A 17210-nucleotide genomic window follows, 5' to 3' on the forward strand; every position below is an offset into this window, starting at 1 on the left:
TTCAATTTCCCCCAACCGGCGTTGGACTGACGGTGTTGCCCCGCGCGATACGAACGATCGACCCCACCGAACCAGACCCACCGCCTGCGGTTGCCGGTCCGCCACCTGTCGATGCCATGCTTGGTTGCTGCATCCTTGTCGGATCGGCTGCCGCAGCCTTGCCCGGAACGGTACGCCGCTGATATCGTGACACTTCGCCACCCGTCATGACGCTGGTATTCGTATCGCGCGGACGCGACATCAGGGATGCCAGCATCGCGCGCTCGGTCTTTCCGTCCGCGCCTTCCGGCATGTTCACCGCGCCCGAGGCAATCGCCTGTTCAAGTTCCGCCGCATTATCGGCGATAGAACGCAAGGACAAAGTCAGCTCGCCAATCGCCTGCGCCACCGCGATCTTTTCTGCGATGCGCTGCGTCACTTCCAGCGTGACGCTGGCGAATGGCTTGACCTCGGTCTTGCCATCGGCGTTAACGCTGTTGGTGCGCTGGTCGGTCGCCAGCACGCGCAAATTGCTGATAATCGTTTCCGCCGCCTTCAACGGCGGGCCATCGCCACCGCCTGTAACCTCTTGGGTCAGCACCAGATCAACCCGGTCGCCCGGGAAAATAAAGCCGGCCACGCCCGATTGCATCGATACTGCCACCGTGATCGCGCGCATCCCGGCACCAAGTGCCGCTGCCATAAAACCGCGATCCCCCGGCTTGACCAACGCGCCCTGCGTCACCGGCTCACCCGCTGTCACCGCGTGACGGACGACCGTGCCAGTCAGCGACGCCAGATCGGCGGTGCCTTCCAGAAAATAGGCCGACTGGATCAATTCCTTGGGCCATGGCTGAAAACGAAACGCATCCGCCGTGATGATCGTCCCGACCGGCAATGGCCGCGTCGCTACGAGGATCTTGGGACCGGTTTGCGCGATGGCCGCTTCCGCCTGAGGCGCCGCAGCGCCGCGTTCCGAAAACATGCTCTTGGCCATGAGCGCTGTGATCGCAGCCACGACCAGCGCGCCGACCAACAATGCTATCTTCTTCACATCCATGACGTCTTCAGCCTCCTGCCGGATCATACCGACCCAAATGCAGTTTCATCCAAATTGGTTAAAATAACGTTCAACGATTATCCAAATGCCCGCGAACGCGATGGCGATGCCGCGCGGCACCTCGGTTTTGCCCGGTTTATGGTTGCCATGATGATGTATGGCGGCGGCAATCGTCACGACGACCCCGGCAATCGCCTCGATCACCAGCATCTTTGGCAATTCCCAAGGCATCAGCCACAAAGCGAGCGCTGCCAATAGCTTGACATCGCCGCCACCCATCCAGCCAGCCACAAAGAACAGCATAAAAAAGAACAATGTCGCAAATGCAAGCGCGACAATCATCACGACAGAGGCCGGGTCGAACAGCGACGCAAACTGCAACCAAGGGTGCGCTCCCCACGCATAATCCGGCAAAATCGGCAAATGCAAAGACCACCAGAACAACGGTGCAGTGACCGCCATTGCGATCACAATCCAATGTTCGATGGTCCGCGACCGCAAATCACCATATGCTGCGCACAAGAGAATCAGGATCGGCAACACCGAAAGAATCAGAGGAATATTAATCGCCATAAATCAGCCACTAGACGCTGAGAGTTAATAATGGCTAACCAGAGACATGACAGAAACACGCATCGCCCTTCGCACCCATCCGCCCGGCATGGAGATTGGCACGGTCCCGATGGTGGACGGCTGGCCGGTGCGCGTCTTTGATTATCAATCGATTAATGATCTAGCAGGCGGTTCAGCACCACCCCGTGGCAGCCTGATGTTCATCACCGGCCTTGGCGAGTTTTTCGAAAAATATCTCTGCGCGATCAATCAATGGCACCAATCTGGCTGGAATATATCCGGTTTTGATTGGCGCGGTCAGGGCGATTCGGGGCGATTGCTCGCCAATCCCCATATCGGTCATATCGATGATTACGCCGTTTTCGTCGATGATCTCGCCCGCATCATCGATCATTGGCAGCGCCATACGCCCCCGCCCCATGTGCTGGTGACGCATAGCATGGGCGGCCATGTCACATTGCGCGCACTGGCCGAACAACGCATTCGCGTCGATGCCGTTGCGATGTCCGCGCCGATGCTCGGCCTGCCCACCGGCCCCTTGCCGGAAAGCTGGGCATTGCAGATCGCCGATATATTGTGCCATCTCGGCCTTGCGCGCCATGCCGCATGGCGACGCGCCGAACGCCCGTTATTGCCGTGGCTGAACCGCGCGCAGCTCCTCACCCATGATGCGGATCGTTATGCAGACGAACAGGACTGGATCGCCCGCCAGCCGTCATTGGAACTCGGCCCGCCAAGCTGGGGCTGGCTGCGCGCGGCATTCCGTTCCTTGGCCCTGCTCCATCGGCCCGGCATGTTGGAACGCATCGATACGCCGCTATTGATGATGATGGCGGGTCGTGATCGGCTCGTCGCCAATCGGGCAACACAGGCAGCAGCAGCGCGCCTTGCCGATGTCCGCACGCTGATGATCGACGGTGCCTTTCATGAATTGCTGCGAGAAACGGATCAATATCGCGATCAGGCGATGAACGCGATTGACGCCTTTCTGGACGATGTGGCACCGCGCCCCGCATGAAGTTTCAATTGGCGATCATCGGTGGCGGTATGGCGGGGGCCAGCCTTGCGGCGGCATTGGCCGGGTGCATGTCTGTTGTCGTGCTGGAACAAGAAGACCAGCCCGGCTATCACGCGACCGGGCGATCCGCCGCCTTTTGGAACGAAAGCTATGGCGGCCCCGGCGTCCAACCGCTGACGACCGCCTCCGGCCCATGGCTCCACCACCCCCCCGCCGATTATGGCGGGCAAACTTTCCTGCGGCCACGCGGCGCATTGCACATTGCCCATGAATCCGCGCTGGCCGACCGCGCGGCGTTTCTTGATGCCTTTGCGCATAGTGGCATCGCCTTCGAACAGCCCGATGCTGCTGCGTGCCAACAAATGGTCCCGCACCTAAAGCCCGACTGGGCGCATGCGGTGCTGGAACCAAGCTGCACCGACATTGATGTGGCGGCCTTGCATCAGGCCTGTCTGGCCAAGGCAAGGCGCGATGGCGCGACAATCTTCACCCGCCAGCGCGTCACCGCGCTCCGCCCCGATGCGGGTGGCTGGGAAATTAACACCGCGCAAGGCATTTTCCATGCCGAACGCATCGTCAACGCGGCGGGCGCATGGGCGGGCGAGATCGCCGCGCTAGCGGGCGCGCTGCCCATTGCGATCTCGCCGTTGCGGCGCACGATCGTGCAGGTCCAACTCGATACACCGGCAGCGGAACAGATGCCGCTGGTGATTGACCTTGCCGGCCGCTTTTATTTCAAGCCGGAAGCGGACGGACGGCTCTGGCTGTCGCCGCATGACGAAACCCCGATGCCACCATCCGATGTCGCGCCGGATGAGCTGGATGTGGCGCTCGCGATTGACAGGCTGGAACGCTCGACTGACTGGCGGGTGATCAAGGTCGAACGCCGTTGGGCGGGCTTGCGCAGCTTTGCGCCGGATCGCCTGCCCGTTTATGGGCCTGATCCCAAGGCCAAAGGCTTTTTCTGGTTCGCAGGCCAAGGGGGGTTCGGCATTCAGACCGCACCTGCCGCCGCCGCCATTGCCGCCGCGATATTGCTGGATGAAGCCCCACTCGATTTTGCGGCAGGCGTCGATCACCGCCCCTATCTACCCGACCGCTTCGCCTGATTGACGGATAAACGGACTTCAGCCCTTTTTGGCAAATAAGGCCCGGTCATCCGCGCCAAAGCCGCGCCGCCAGATAATCAGGCCATATACGCCCAGCACCGCCGGAATGCCGATGGCCAGTTCCACCCATTCAAACGACTTGGGCAACAAGGTGAATGCACCGCCGACCAAAGTTGCAGCACCGCTCGCCCAGACCAACGCCCAGCGCCAGCCCGATACCGGCGCGCCCAGCAAATGGGACAGCAATCGCGCCTTGGCAATCGACGCAAGGCCAAGAGCAACGCACAAGGCGATGGCCGGCCCCGCCGCCTGCGCCGCGATAGACATGCCGGCATCACGCATGATCAGGATAAATATCACGCTCAACGCCGCCTGCACCGCGATCATCGACAGCGAGATCATCAGATTAAGATGCCGCGCGACATAGACCAATGCGCTTTCCGATACCGCCGCCGTCGCCGCAACCGCCTCTGCCGCCAACAGGAACGCCAGCGCCCCGGTGCCGCTCACAAAGCTCGCACCGACAAGGCCCATCACCGCCTCGCCCGGCAGGCCGAGCGCAAGGCCGATACCGGTCTGGGCGGCGATGATCCAGAAGCCGACCTGCGACACCTGCTTGGCCACCGCCACGCGATTGCCTTCTTTCAGATTGCGGGTGATGACCGGGCCAAGGATCGGATCAAAGCTGGTTTTCAGCTTTTGCGGCAGACTCGCGACCTGTTGCGCGACATAATAGATGCCGACGATGGCGGGCGAAAAGAACAGGCCGAGGATCGCAATATCGATCCGTCGCGATGCCCATTCCACCGCATCCGCCGCCGCGAGCGGGACATTGCGCCGGACGGTCGCAAACAACACGCCCGGATGTGGCCGCCAGCCCTGTGGCAGGCCATAAGCGCGGATAAATGGCCAAAGCGATGCCAATAATGCCGCCAGCATCGACAGCACATAGGACATGATCAACCCGTCCCGCAGCGAATAAAAGGAGAAGGCAAAGGCCCCGATGCTGATCGCCCAAGGCTCGATCACCGCCCGCGCCCGCACGGTCGAGGCGACATCATGGCGATAGGCCAGCGCCGCCAGCGCAATATCCGACCCCGCCAAGGCAAAGATCGTCAGCGGCAACAGCCCTTCCAGCCCGTTGATCTGCGAATTGGGAAACATGATCTGTGGAAAAATCGCGAGCAAAATCGCCGCCAGCGCCGAGGCCAGCGTTCCCAGCAACAACGCATCCCACACCACCCAGACCGGGTGACGCTTGGCCGCGGAAAGCTGTTCCGCCAATCCGCGTTTCAGTCCCAATGTCGCCAATTGCGCTGCCAGTTCGACGACCAGCACGGCATAAGCAAAGCGCCCGAGTGCCTCCTCGCCATACCAGCGGCCCGCGATGAACAGGAACGGAATCCGCGCGGCGAGGCGCAGGCCGAAGCCGACGACATTCGTCCGCCCGCCCTTGGCAAGCGCCTGAATATCCTTATCGCCGCCGTTCTCGCTCAATGTGCTGCATCCCAATTCGGGCCATGGCCGATCTGCACTTCCAACGGCACGCTCAATTGCACCAAAGGTTCGGCGGCATTGGCCATGACATCGCGAATGATCGCGCTCGCGGCCTCGACATCGCCTTCGGGCAATTCAAACACCAGTTCGTCATGCACCTGCATCAACATCCGGACATGATGAAGCCCCGCCGCCTCAAGCGCCGGGCCCATGCGGACCATCGCCCGCTTGATGATATCTGCGCTGGTCCCTTGGATCGGGGCATTGACCGCGGCGCGTTCCGACCCTTGGCGTTCCGCGCCATTGGCGCTGCTCAACCGGGGAAAATGGCATTTTCGGCCAAATAAGGTCGTGGTGAAGCCGCTCTCTTTCGCCTGTGCGATGGTTTCCGCCATATAACGCGAAATGCCAGGGAAACGCGCGTGATAGGCGTCGATCATCGCCTGTGCCTCTTCCGGCGATGTTTCCAGCCGCCCGGCAAGGCCCCAGCGCGAAATGCCATACAGGATCGAGAAATTGATCGTCTTCGCCCGCCCGCGCGTGTCGCGATTGACCTCGCCGAACAATTCCCGCGCCGTCGCCGCGTGAATGTCCTCACCTGCCGCAAAGGCCGCCTTCAATTCCGGCACATCCGCCATATGCGCAGCCAGCCGCAACTCGATCTGGCTATAGTCGGCGGCCAGAATGACATTGCCCGGCTCGGCAATGAATGCCGTGCGGATTTGCCGCCCGATGGCGGTGCGCACCGGGATATTCTGCAAATTCGGTTCGGTCGATGAGAGCCGCCCGGTCTGTGCGCCGACAAGGCTGTAGCTCGTATGCACCCGCCCGCTGTCCGGATTGATCTGGGCCAGCAGCGCATCGGTATAGGTGGATTTCAGCTTCGACAATTGCCGCCAATCGAGCACCTTGCGCGCGACCTCAACCCCTTGGCCCGCCAGCCGTTCCAGCTCGGTCACATCTGTCGAATAGACGCCGGTTTTCCCCTTGCGTCCGCCCTTCAGACCCATTTTGTCGAACAGCACCTCGCCCAAATGCTTGGGACTGCCGATGGTGAAGGGTTCGCCGACGAGCGCGAAAATCTCGCCCTCCAGCACCGCGATTTCGCGGGCGAATTCGGTGGACAGCCGGGACAAGGCCTCGCGGTCGACTTTCACGCCATGGCGTTCGATCCCCGCGACCGCCGCCACCAAGGGCCGGTCGACCATTTCATACACGCGGGTCACATGCTCCCGCGCCAGCCGTGGCTTCAACCGCTGCCACAGCCGCAACGTCACATCCGCATCCTCGGCGGCATAACGCGTGGCCGCACGCAGATCGACCTTGTCGAACCCGATCTGGCTCTTGCCCGTGCCGCAGACCTGTTTGAACGCGATAGGCTGATATTGAAAATGTTCGACCGACAATTCATCCATGCCATGGCCATGCAGCCCGGCATCAAGATCGAAACTCAACACCATCGTATCATCAAAGGGCGCGACATGGATATTGTGCCGCGCCAGCACATTCAGGTCATATTTCAGATTTTGCCCGATTTTCAGCACCGCCGGGTCTTCCAGCAACGGCTTCAACCGCGCGATGGCCGTTTGCATCGGGATTTGCACCGGCACTTCCGACAGCAAATCGCCGCCGCCATGGCCAAGCGGGATATAGCAGGCACGGTTAGGACCGGTCGCAAGGCTGACCCCGACCAGCCGCGCCGCGATGGAATCGAGCGCATCGGTCTCGGTATCAACCGCGACCACGCCCAAGGCCGTCGCCTCGGCAATCCAACGGTCGAGCGCGTCCACATCGACGACAGTCTCATAGGCGTCGTGATCGAAACTTTCCGGCCCATGCGCGGCCACCACCGGCGCAGCGGCAACGGCAGGCGCACTGGCCTCGCCATTCGTGCTGAAACGATTTTGTACCGTGCCGGCAAGGCCCGCATCGCCCGAACCGCCCTTGACCTTGGCCAAGAGCGTGCGAAAGCCTTGATGATCGAGAAACGCTCGCAATGGTTCCGGCGGGATGCCCTTGATCGCCATATCGTCAATCGCATCGGGCAGGTCGCAATCGCCCTTCAGCGTCACCAACGTCCGCGACAACCGCGCCATATCGGCATGGGCGATCAGATTTTCCTGCATCTTCGACTTTTTCATCGCTGGTGCAGACGCCAGCACATTATCCAGATCGCCATATTCGGCAATCAGCTTGGACGCGGTTTTCGGCCCGATCCCCGGCACGCCCGGCACATTATCCGCGCTATCACCCATCAGGGCCAGCACATCGCCAAGCTGTTCCGGCCCCACGCCGAATTTCTCGATCACCGCTTCCGGGCCGAGATGGACATTCTTCATCGGATCATACAGGTCGATGCCCGGCTGGATCAGCTGCATCAGATCCTTGTCGCTCGATACAATCGTGACCTTCCACCCCCGCTGATGGGCGGCCAGCGCATAAGACGCGATGATGTCATCCGCCTCCACGCCCATTTGTTCGATGCACGGCAGAGAAAAAGCGCGGGTCGCATCGCGGATCAATGGAAATTGCGGGACAAGATCTTCCGGCGCGGGCGGACGATGCGCCTTGTATTGATCATAAATCTCATTGCGAAAGCTCTTGCCCGATGCATCGAAAATCACCGCCAAATGGGTCGGTCCATCGGCCTTGTGCAGATCGTCGACCAGCTTCCACATCATCGTGGTAAAACCATAAACCGCGTTCACCGGCTCGCCACGCGGGTTCGTGAGCGGCGGGAGGCGGTGATAAGCCCGGAAGATATAACCCGAGCCGTCAACGAGATAGAGATGTTCCTGCGCCATGGGGCGGAAGCCTTACCGGAAACGGCCTGCTTCGCCTAGAGCGATTGCAATCCTCCCCCTATCAACAGTAAAGCCTTGGACGATGCGCACACGGGGCCATATTTTCATCCTGACGCTTGCCCTGATCGGTGGGCAGGCGGCGCATGCGCGGGAAACATTGGGCATTTATCACAATTGGGGCGCATTTCGCGACGAGGCACCGCCCCGATGTTTTGCCATTGCTAGGCCAACAAGCGCGATGCCCGGGCGGGAATGGAAGCCCTTTGTGTCGATCGGTTTCTACCCGGCGCAAAAAACCTATGGCCAATTGCATGTCCGCCTGCGGTTCAACCTGCGCCCCGGCAGCCGCATCACCGCGACCATCGACCAACGCCGCTTCGCCCTGACCGGGCGAGGCTCGGATGCATGGGCGGCGAGCGCCAGCCAAGATCTGGCGATCATCCAGTCGATGCGGTCCGGTCGCAGCATCAGCGTGGAGGCCGTCTCCAGCACCGGACAGGGTTTTGCCGATAGCTACCGCCTGCGTGGCGCGGCATCCGCCATCGATTCCGCCGCAATAAACTGCAAAAACTGATATTTATGAAGTTAATCTAAGATAAATTATTAGAACCGATGGGTGATGGCGTAGAGGTACTGGAGCGCTGCACAGACCCCGATCAACATCGATATCAAGCGCACGTTGCGCGAAGACCTATATCGCCCCATATTTGCGATTTCGACAGAGGTTTAACTAACAAGATACTGAAAAACAATAATCTTAATGCAACTCAAGCGTTGCTATCGCGAACGGTTGCATCTGCGGCAACCGATAGGGCATGATGGTCCCGCCGGATTGCCGCTGTCGGCCATCGGGGGAAAGGCAAATCGACATGATCCGCCAGATTTTTGGCCGCCATCTCTTTTTCATACTCTGCATTGTCGCGCTAATCGCGAGCATCAGCCTAGGGGTGCACAGCCCGATGGGGATCGCGCTTGCGCTCTTTGCCGGGATGCTGGTGCTGTTGGGAGTCTGGGATATGATGCAGACCGAACATGCCGTGCTGCGCAATTATCCAGTGATCGGCCATGTCCGCTGGCTGGTGGAAACGGTGCGGCCCGAATTGCGTCAATATCTGATCGAGGACGAAAACGCCCCCGTCCCCTTTTCCCGCGCCCAGCGTTCAATGGTCTACCGTCGCGCCAAAGGCGTCTCGTCGGACCAACCCTTCGGCACGCTCAGCGATGTCTATGACACCGGCTATGAATTCATCCAGCATTCGGCGCGCGCCCATGCCCCCGCCGACCCGGACGGCTTTCGCATCACGATCGGCAATGACCAATGCAGCCAGCCCTATGCCGCGAGCGTGTTCAACATCTCGGCCATGAGCTTCGGCGCCCTGTCACCCAATGCAGTGCGCGCGCTCAATAAAGGCGCGGCGTTGGGCCAGTTCTACCATGATACCGGTGAAGGCAGCATCAGCGCCTATCACCGCGAATTTGGCGGCGACCTCGTGTGGCAGATCGCCAGCGGCTATTATGGTTGCCGTACCGAGGATGGTCAGTTCGACCCCGATAAATTTGCGCTGCAAGCCAGCTCCCCGCAGGTCCGCATGATCGAGGTCAAGCTCAGCCAAGGCGCAAAGCCCGGCCATGGCGGCATTTTGCCTGCGCGGAAATTGACGGCGGAAATCGCGCTGACCCGTGGTGTACCGATGGGCCAAGATTGCATCTCGCCACCCAGCCATTCGGCCTTTTCCACGCCATTGGAGATGCTGGCCTTCATCGCCGAATTGCGCCGTTTATCAGGCGGCAAGCCGGTTGGGTTCAAGCTGTGCATCGGGCATGGCTGGGAATTCATGGCGATCGTCAAGGCGATGCTCCAAAGCGGGATCGTGCCGGATTTCATCGTCATCGATGGCGGCGAAGGCGGCACCGGGGCGGCTCCGGCGGAATTCAGCGACCATATCGGCACGCCAATGCGCGAAGGGCTGCTGTTCGTCCATAACAGCCTTGTCGGCGCAGGCTTGCGCGACAAGGTGAAGATCGGCGCGGCGGGCCGGATCATCAGCGCGTTTGACATCGCCCGCGCGATGGCGTTGGGCGCGGATTGGGTCAATGCGGCGCGCGGCTATATGTTTGCCTTGGGCTGTATCCAATCGCTCTCTTGCCACAATAATAGCTGCCCATCCGGGGTGGCGACGCAGGATGCGGGCCGTCAACGTGCATTGGTGGTAAAGGACAAGGCCGAACGCGTTCGCGCTTATCATGATCGCACCTTGCATGTGCTGGCGGAATTGCTGGCGGCGGCGGGGCTGGACCATCCAGCCAAAATCCGTCCGCAACATCTCGCACGACGGATCAGCCCGACCGAAATCCGCACCTTCGACCGCGTGTTCGAATATCTCGCCCCCGGTGCATTACTGACCGGCGATTGCGCGTTTGAACATTATGCCGATCAATGGCGCATAGCGCGGGCGGATAGTTTCGACCCGGCCTAGGGGCTTAGGCTCCGCCAGCGACCGCTTTGACCTCCAGAAATTCCTCCAGCCCCTGCACGCCCCATTCGCGGCCAAGGCCGGACATTTTATAACCGCCAAAAGGAGCCGCCGGATCGAGCGGCGCGCCATTCACATGCACCATGCCGGTGCGTAGTCGCTTTGCCACCGTCAGCGCCGACGCATGATCCTTGCCCCAGACCTGCCCCGACAGGCCATAAGGCGTATCATTGGCGATGCGGATCGCGTCTTCCACCGTGTCATAGGGCATGATCGCCAGCACCGGACCGAAGATTTCGTCCTGCGCTATCGCCATATCGGGCGTGACTTGCCCGAAGATCGTGACCGGCACGAACAACCCCGGCGCAAGCCCCGCCGGGCAATCGCCGCCACCCGCGATCAGTTCCGCCCCATCCGTCTTGGCCCGCGCGATATGATCCAGCACGCGCCGATATTGCGCCTCATTGGCAATCGGCCCGATCTCGGCATCGCTATTGGGCGGCCCGAGCGTCATCGCCTCCGCCGCCTGTTTGGCGAGCGCCCTCACCTCATCATAATGCGCGGCAGGCACCAGCAATCGGGTCGCAGCGATGCAGCTTTGCCCGCTATTGTTCATGCAGGTCGTGATGCTGGCCGGAATGGCCGCCGCCAGATCGGCATCGGGAAGGATGATATTGGCGGACTTGCCGCCCAGTTCCAGCGCCACCCGCTTGATCGTCCGGGCGGCATTGGCCGCAATCGCCATGCCTGCGCGGGTCGATCCGGTGAAGGAGACCATGTCCACTTGTGCGTGGCGGGTCAGCGCATCACCCAACATCGCGCCATCGCCAAACACAAGGTTGAACACCCCCGGCGGCACCCCCGCCTCATCCACGATCTGCGCGAACAACAAGGCGTCATACGGGGCCAGTTCGCTCGGTTTCAACACCATACAACACCCCGCCGCCAAGGCCGGGGCGACCTTTGCCGCGACCTGATTGAGCGGCCAGTTCCATGGCGTGATGAGCGCACACACACCCACCGCCTCGCGCCGGATCAGCGTGCTGCCCATCGCATATTCGAACTGGTAGTTTTCCGCTGCCTTGATCGTTTCGCGAAACTGCTGCGCACCGGACGGGGCCTGCGCCCCCTGCGCGAGCCAGCGCGGCGCACCCATTTCCAAGGAGATGAGGTCTGCCATTTCTTCATTCCGCACGACCAGCGCATCAAGAATCGCCCGCAAATAGCCAAGGCGCGTGTCGACACTGGTTGCGGACCATGCAGGGAAGGCCCGCCGTGCCGCCATGATCGCCGCCTCGCCCTCTTCCACGGTGCCAAGCGCCACTTTGCCGATCACCGCGCGATTTGACGGATTGACGATGTCTTGACTGCGGCCTTGGCTCTGCACCCATTGCCCGTCGATATAATGTGCCAATGCGTCCATCTGTGCCTCCTGCGCGATTATGGGGCGTTATCGCGTACGCCTTGCAGTGGCAATGGACAGTCCCCGCGCGACGGCATAAGGCTTGTCTCATGCGTCCAAAAATCCAATCAATCCCGACCTCCATGACAGGCCAAGCGTGGCACTGGCGTTATCTTGCCAATGATGGCACCCCCGACCAATTATTGGACAGCCTGTTGCTGGGGCGCGGTGTCCCGCCCTATGATCTGGACCGCCATCGCCACCCGACGATCCGCGATTTCATGCCGGACCCATCGCTATTTCAGGACATGGAGACCGCCGCCAAAAGACTGGCCGATGCGGTCGAACGCAATGAGCGCGTGGTCATTTTCGGCGATTATGACGTCGATGGCGCAACATCGGCGGCGGTGCTTATCCGCCTGTTGCGGGCCTTGGGTAATCAGGCGGGCTATTATATCCCCGACCGCTTGCTGGAGGGCTATGGCCCGTCCGGCAAGGCGCTGGTCGAACTAGGCCAGCAGGGCGCGCAACTGGTCGTCACCGTCGATTGCGGCGCACAGGCATTTGAGGCGCTGGGCATGGCCAAGGCCGCCGGGCTGGATGTCATGGTCGTCGATCACCATCAATGCGTGGCGGCGCTGCCAGAGGCGCTGGCGCTGGTCAATCCGAACCGGCTGGATGAACATCCCGAGGCCGCGCTGCATGGTCATCTCGCCGCCGTGGGGGTCGCCTTTTTGCTGGCGGCGGCACTGGTGCGCGAATTACGCGGGCGTGGGCGCTTTGCCAGCCAGCCAGAGCCATCGATCCTGCCATTGCTCGATATTGTCGCGCTTGGCACGGTTGCCGATGTCGCGGCGCTGAAGGGTCTCAACCGCGCCTTTGTGGCACAGGGGTTGAAGGTCATGGCCAATCGCCGCAACATTGGCCTGAACGCCCTGTTGTCGGCGGCACGGCTGGAACGCGCCCCGCAATGCAGCGATCTTGGCTTTGCCCTTGGCCCGCGCATCAATGCGGGCGGGCGTGTCGGCAAATCGGATCTCGGCGTCCGCCTGCTCATCACCGAAGATGAAGACGAGGCCCGCGAGATTTCGGCAGAGCTGAACCGGCTGAACGAAGAACGCCGCGCGATTGAGGCGCAGGTGCAGGAACAAGCCGAGGCAGCGTGCGTATCACAGGCCAATATGCCGGTCATCGTCGCGACAGGCCAAGGCTGGCACCCCGGCGTGATCGGCATCGTCGCCGGTCGGCTGAAAGAAAAATTCAACCGCCCCGCCATTGTCATCGCCATTGATGAAGACGGCATCGGCAAAGGCTCTGGCCGGTCGATCACCGGGGTCGATCTCGGCGCTGCCGTGCTGGCGGCGCGCGATCACGGCCTGTTGGTCGGCGGTGGCGGCCATGCGATGGCGGCGGGCCTCACCATCAATGCCGATCAGGTCGACGGCCTCACCCATTTCCTCAATGATCGTCTAGCAGGCGATGTCGCCGCCGCCAGCCTTGATCGGATGCTCTTGGTCGATACCATCACCGCGCCGCGCGGAATCAATCCCGGCCTCGCCGAACAATTGGAGGCCGCCGGACCATTTGGCATGGGCTGGCCCGCGCCGCGCATCGTCACCGGGCCGGTCCGGATCGTGAAAGCGGACATTGTCGGGCAGAACCATCTGCGGATGATCGTCAGCGGCGATGATGGCGGGTCATTCAAGGCGATGGGCTTCCGTCTGGCGGATCAGGAACTTGGCCAGATCCTGTTGGCCCTGCCGCGCGACCGCCGCTTATGGCTGGCAGGGCGGATCAAGAAGGACGATTGGGGCAGCCGTCCGGCCGCAGAAATGCATATCGACGATGCGGCTTTTGCAGATTGATCCACAGCTAAATCAAAAATCGCCTTTGCGGGGGTTGACCACTCCTGAGTCACCCCGTAAAGGCCCCTTCACCACAGCGATGTGGCCCCTTCGTCTAGCGGTCTAGGACGCGGCCCTTTCACGGCTGAAACACGGGTTCGATTCCCGTAGGGGTCACCATTTCAACGCTTTGCCCATTTGCGAGATGCAATGGGACAAGCGATCTGGCTGGTGGTTTCATACATCTATCCGCATATTGCCAGCCTGTGTCATTGACAGCGCCGCGCGCAATCGGGACAGTCGCGCATGACTGAGCATCGCCAACGGCTGAAACTATTTTTCGATGGCGGCTGTCGTCCCAATCCCGGCCCGATGGAAATCGCCGTGGTGGCGCGTGGACAGGTCTATGAGCGCAATGACATCGGCACCGGCACCAACAATGATGCGGAGTGGCTGGCACTGCTCTACGCCCTTGAAATCGCCATAGCGCTGGGTGCGGACGATCTCGATCTATGGGGTGATTCCATGTTGGTCATCCAACAGGCCAAGGGCCAGTGGAAATGCCGCACGCCTGCGCTGAAAATCCATCAGGCACAGTTCAACACGCTGGCCAGCCAGTTCACCCGGCTGACGCTGCGCCATGTCGGGCGGTCGCATAATCTGGCTGGCATTGCCCTAGCCCGCAAACACGCAAGTGGCTGAAGTATAACTCAGCCCTGTTGCGGCATGATTTCCAACGCCAGCGTCTCCGCCACGCGGATGCCATCGACTGCCGCCGAGAGAATCCCGCCAGCATAGCCCGCGCCTTCGCCTGCCGGATATAGCCCGATGGTGTTCAGGCTCTGGCAGTCCTTGCCGCGCGTGAACCGCACCGGCGACGATGTGCGCGTCTCCACACCCGTCAGCACGACATCAGGATGGTCATAGCCCGGCAACTGCCGCCCAAAGACCGGCAAGGCCTCGCGGATCGCGTCCACCACGAAATCGGGCAGGCATTGCTTCAAATCGGTCGGATGCACATTCGGGCGATAAGAGGGGATCACGCTCCCCAATGCGGTCGATGCCCGGCCCGCAAGGAAATCGCCCAGCCGCTGCCCCGGCGCGGCATAGGTCGATCCACCGGCCACATAAGCGAGCGACTCCCAATGGCGCTGAAACGCGATGCCCGCCATCGGCCCGCCCGGATAATCGCGCATCGGATCGATATCGACGACAAGGCCGGAATTGGCATTGCGTTCGGCCCGCGAATATTGGCTCATCCCATTGGTGACAACGCGCCCTTCTTCGGACGTGGCCGCAACGACAGTCCCGCCCGGACACATGCAAAAGCTGTAGACCGTGCGGCCATTGCTGGCCTTGTGCGACAGGCTATAGGCCGCCGCCCCCAGATCGGGATGACCGGCAGAGGCACCATAACGCGCCTTGTCGATCCATGATTGCGGATGTTCGATCCGCACACCCACCGCAAAGGGCTTGGCCTCCACATAGACGCCGCGATCATAGAGCATCTGAAACGTATCGCGCGCGCTATGGCCAACGGCGAGGATCACCTGTTCAGCCGCCAGATATTCGCCAGTGCTGAGTTTCAGCCCCCGCATCTTGCGCGTGCCATCCGCATCAACCGCAATATCGACATCATCGACCCGCGTCTGAAAACGATATTCGCCGCCCAGCGCCTCAATCGTTTCGCGGATGCTCATCACCATCGTCACCAGCCGGAACGTGCCGATATGGGGATGGGCTTCCGTCAGGATTTCAGCAGGCGCACCGGCCTTGACGAATTCGGTCAGCACCTTGCGTCCCAAATGGCGCGGGTCCTTGATCCGGCTGTAGAGCTTGCCATCCGAAAACGTGCCTGCGCCGCCTTCGCCGAACTGGACGTTGGATTCCGGATCGAGCACGCCGCGCCGCCACAGGCCCCAAGTGTCCTTGGTCCGTTCGCGCACTGCCTTGCCGCGTTCGATAATGATCGGGCGAAAGCCCATTTGCGCCAGCACCAGCGCCGCGAGCAACCCGCACGGCCCCGCCCCGATTACGACCGGACGCGGACCGTTATAATCGGCGGGCGCCTTAGTGACGAAGCGATAGGCGGTATCGGGCGTGGGCCGGACATGGGGATCATCGGCCAAACGGGCAAACACCGCCGCCTCATCCGTCAACGCGACATCCACGGCATAGACCATCTGGATCGCGGATTTCTTGCGCGCATCATTGCCACGGCGCACAATATTAAAGCCCGTCACTTCATCGGCGGACACGCCAAGCCGGGCGCATATCGCACCGGCAAGCGCCTCTTTCGGGTGATCGAGCGGCAGTTTCAAATCTGTCAAACGGAGCATGCCGTCCCTTTAACGAGAATAATGCCGTGATGCTATCTTCTTCACCGCCGCCATCAGATCTGGGGTCAGAGTTCAGGAAAATCGATCAAAATCGCCGCATGATCGCTCGCATGCGGGCGATGCTCGCCCACCTGATCAAGCCGCGCCCCGGCCCCTGCACCCACCTCGCGTCCCAACCCCTCGCGCAGGATCACTGGGCAGGCCTCCGGCCAATCCCGCGCCAAGGCGGGGGATGCCAGCACCGCATCGGGCCGGGAATAAAGCCCGCTCCAACGATCAAAATAGGTCCAGCGATCATCCGCAGGCAATCGCGCCAGCAAATCGACCGAAAAATCACCGATCAACGGCGCAATCGCCCGCTCTTTCCCCACAGGTGAGATGGCCGGTTCATTCAGGTCGCCGATCAACATCCAATAGGCGTTCGCGTCATTGGCAAAGCGCCGTTCAATCAACCGCCGCACCGCCTGTGCCTCCAGCCTTCGGATGGTCCATGCGCCCTCTTCATCCGGATAGGGCGCTTTGAAATGGCAAAGAAACAAGGTCAGTCGACCGACCGTCACCATCAGGCAATCGCGCCTGAACACCGGGTGGTCGGGCGCGATGCCAAGGCCGGGATGCGGCTCCACCGCCAAGCCAAGGTCTTGCGGGGTCAGGGCCGCATGGCTGACGACCTCGGCCAATGGCAAGCGGCTCATCACCGCGACATCCAGCCCGCGCCCGTCATTGCCCGGCAGGCAGATGCGATAGGGATAAGGCGCAACCCCTTCGGGTAACAGCACATGATCATGAAAATAATCGAGCGTCGCCAGATCGAACACCTCTTGCAACGCCACCACATCCGCATCGGCATCGCGCAGCACCTCCGCCGTCAACCGCCGATCCGTGCCATCCAGCATTTGGGCCGCCATGGTGCTGTCGCTAGCCGTATCGCTATCGCGCGCGCCATCCAGCCGCCAATCGCCACCGCGCTGGCGCAGCCGTAAATTCTGGACGTTGAACGACGCAATCCGCATTCTATCGGCGCTCCACTCCTCAAGCCGTCAGCATGGGGCAATATGTAACCATTGCAAGCCGCTAATCCATGCGCGAAATCCGCAACAGTTCCACTTGG

The 17210-nt window shown here is 61.4% G+C and carries 13 protein-coding genes and 1 tRNA gene; 7 read left to right on the forward strand and 7 right to left on the reverse strand.

Translation table 11 applies throughout. The features are described from left to right. Position 1 precedes the first annotated feature (1 nt). Complete coding sequence (gene cpaB, locus K6117_RS06525; protein ID WP_221793137.1) at positions 2-1039, reverse strand: Flp pilus assembly protein CpaB; 1038 nt, start codon at positions 1037-1039, stop codon at positions 2-4. 45 nt (positions 1040-1084) lie between these two features. Further along, a complete protein-coding gene (locus tag K6117_RS06530; RefSeq protein ID WP_221793138.1) occupies positions 1085-1612 on the reverse strand; it encodes an A24 family peptidase in 528 nt (175 codons plus the stop codon). Positions 1613-1658: 46 nt separating this feature from the next. Here K6117_RS06530 and K6117_RS06535 point away from each other — a divergent pair, with 46 nt between their 5' ends. Continuing rightward, positions 1659-2630, forward strand: a complete 972-nt coding sequence (locus K6117_RS06535) for an alpha/beta fold hydrolase (protein ID WP_221793140.1) — start codon at positions 1659-1661, stop codon at positions 2628-2630. Continuing rightward, the gene (locus K6117_RS06540; RefSeq protein WP_221793142.1) at positions 2627-3739 is read left to right on the forward strand and encodes an NAD(P)/FAD-dependent oxidoreductase; all 1113 of its coding nucleotides are present in this window, start codon (positions 2627-2629) and stop codon (positions 3737-3739) included. The genes K6117_RS06535 and K6117_RS06540 overlap by 4 nt, the downstream gene beginning before the upstream one ends. Before the next feature lie 18 nt (positions 3740-3757). Here K6117_RS06540 and K6117_RS06545 read toward each other — a convergent pair whose 3' ends face one another. Further along, a complete protein-coding gene (locus K6117_RS06545) occupies positions 3758-5236 on the reverse strand; it encodes a lipopolysaccharide biosynthesis protein (protein WP_221793144.1) in 1479 nt (492 codons plus the stop codon). Then, on the reverse strand, positions 5233-8040 hold the full coding sequence (gene polA, locus K6117_RS06550) for a DNA polymerase I (protein ID WP_221793146.1): 2808 nt from the start codon (positions 8038-8040) through the stop codon (positions 5233-5235). Before polA ends, K6117_RS06545 begins: the two co-directional genes overlap by 4 nt. 82 nt (positions 8041-8122) lie before the next feature. On the opposite strand from polA, the gene K6117_RS06555 reads away from it, so the two are divergent. Continuing rightward, on the forward strand, positions 8123-8614 hold the full coding sequence (locus K6117_RS06555) for a hypothetical protein (RefSeq protein WP_221793149.1): 492 nt from the start codon (positions 8123-8125) through the stop codon (positions 8612-8614). Between the two features lie 295 nt (positions 8615-8909). Beyond that, on the forward strand, positions 8910-10517 hold the full coding sequence (locus tag K6117_RS06560; RefSeq protein ID WP_343211751.1) for an FMN-binding glutamate synthase family protein: 1608 nt from the start codon (positions 8910-8912) through the stop codon (positions 10515-10517). 4 nt (positions 10518-10521) lie between these two features. Here the strand turns inward: K6117_RS06560 and K6117_RS06565 are convergent, their stop codons facing one another. Next, complete coding sequence (locus K6117_RS06565) at positions 10522-11937, reverse strand: aldehyde dehydrogenase family protein (protein WP_221793151.1); 1416 nt, start codon at positions 11935-11937, stop codon at positions 10522-10524. An 89-nt stretch (positions 11938-12026) separates the two neighbouring features. On the opposite strand from K6117_RS06565, the gene recJ reads away from it, so the two are divergent. The 3 genes from recJ to K6117_RS06580 all read left to right on the forward strand — a co-directional run bounded on the left by recJ (position 12027) and on the right by K6117_RS06580 (position 14462). Then, positions 12027-13781 carry a single-stranded-DNA-specific exonuclease RecJ gene (gene recJ, locus K6117_RS06570; protein ID WP_221793153.1) on the forward strand — a complete coding sequence of 585 codons (1755 nt, stop codon included), beginning with the start codon at positions 12027-12029 and terminating at the stop codon, positions 13779-13781. A gap of 83 nt (positions 13782-13864) precedes the next feature. Next, positions 13865-13940: transfer RNA gene (locus tag K6117_RS06575), tRNA-Glu, on the forward strand. A gap of 126 nt (positions 13941-14066) precedes the next feature. Beyond that, positions 14067-14462, forward strand: a complete 396-nt coding sequence (locus tag K6117_RS06580) for a ribonuclease HI family protein (RefSeq protein WP_221793155.1) — start codon at positions 14067-14069, stop codon at positions 14460-14462. Positions 14463-14470: 8 nt separating this feature from the next. Here the strand turns inward: K6117_RS06580 and K6117_RS06585 are convergent, their stop codons facing one another. Together K6117_RS06585 and K6117_RS06590 are read right to left on the reverse strand one after the other, a co-directional pair. Then, positions 14471-16099, reverse strand: a complete 1629-nt coding sequence (locus tag K6117_RS06585) for an NAD(P)/FAD-dependent oxidoreductase (protein ID WP_221793157.1) — start codon at positions 16097-16099, stop codon at positions 14471-14473. 65 nt (positions 16100-16164) lie between these two features. Next, a complete protein-coding gene (locus K6117_RS06590; RefSeq protein WP_221793159.1) occupies positions 16165-17112 on the reverse strand; it encodes an endonuclease/exonuclease/phosphatase family protein in 948 nt (315 codons plus the stop codon). Positions 17113-17210 lie beyond the last annotated feature (98 nt).

It is taken from the genome of Alteraquisediminimonas sediminicola (genome assembly GCF_019740335.1).
GTDB classification, from domain to species: Bacteria; Pseudomonadota; Alphaproteobacteria; order Sphingomonadales; family Sphingomonadaceae; genus Alteraquisediminimonas; species Alteraquisediminimonas sediminicola.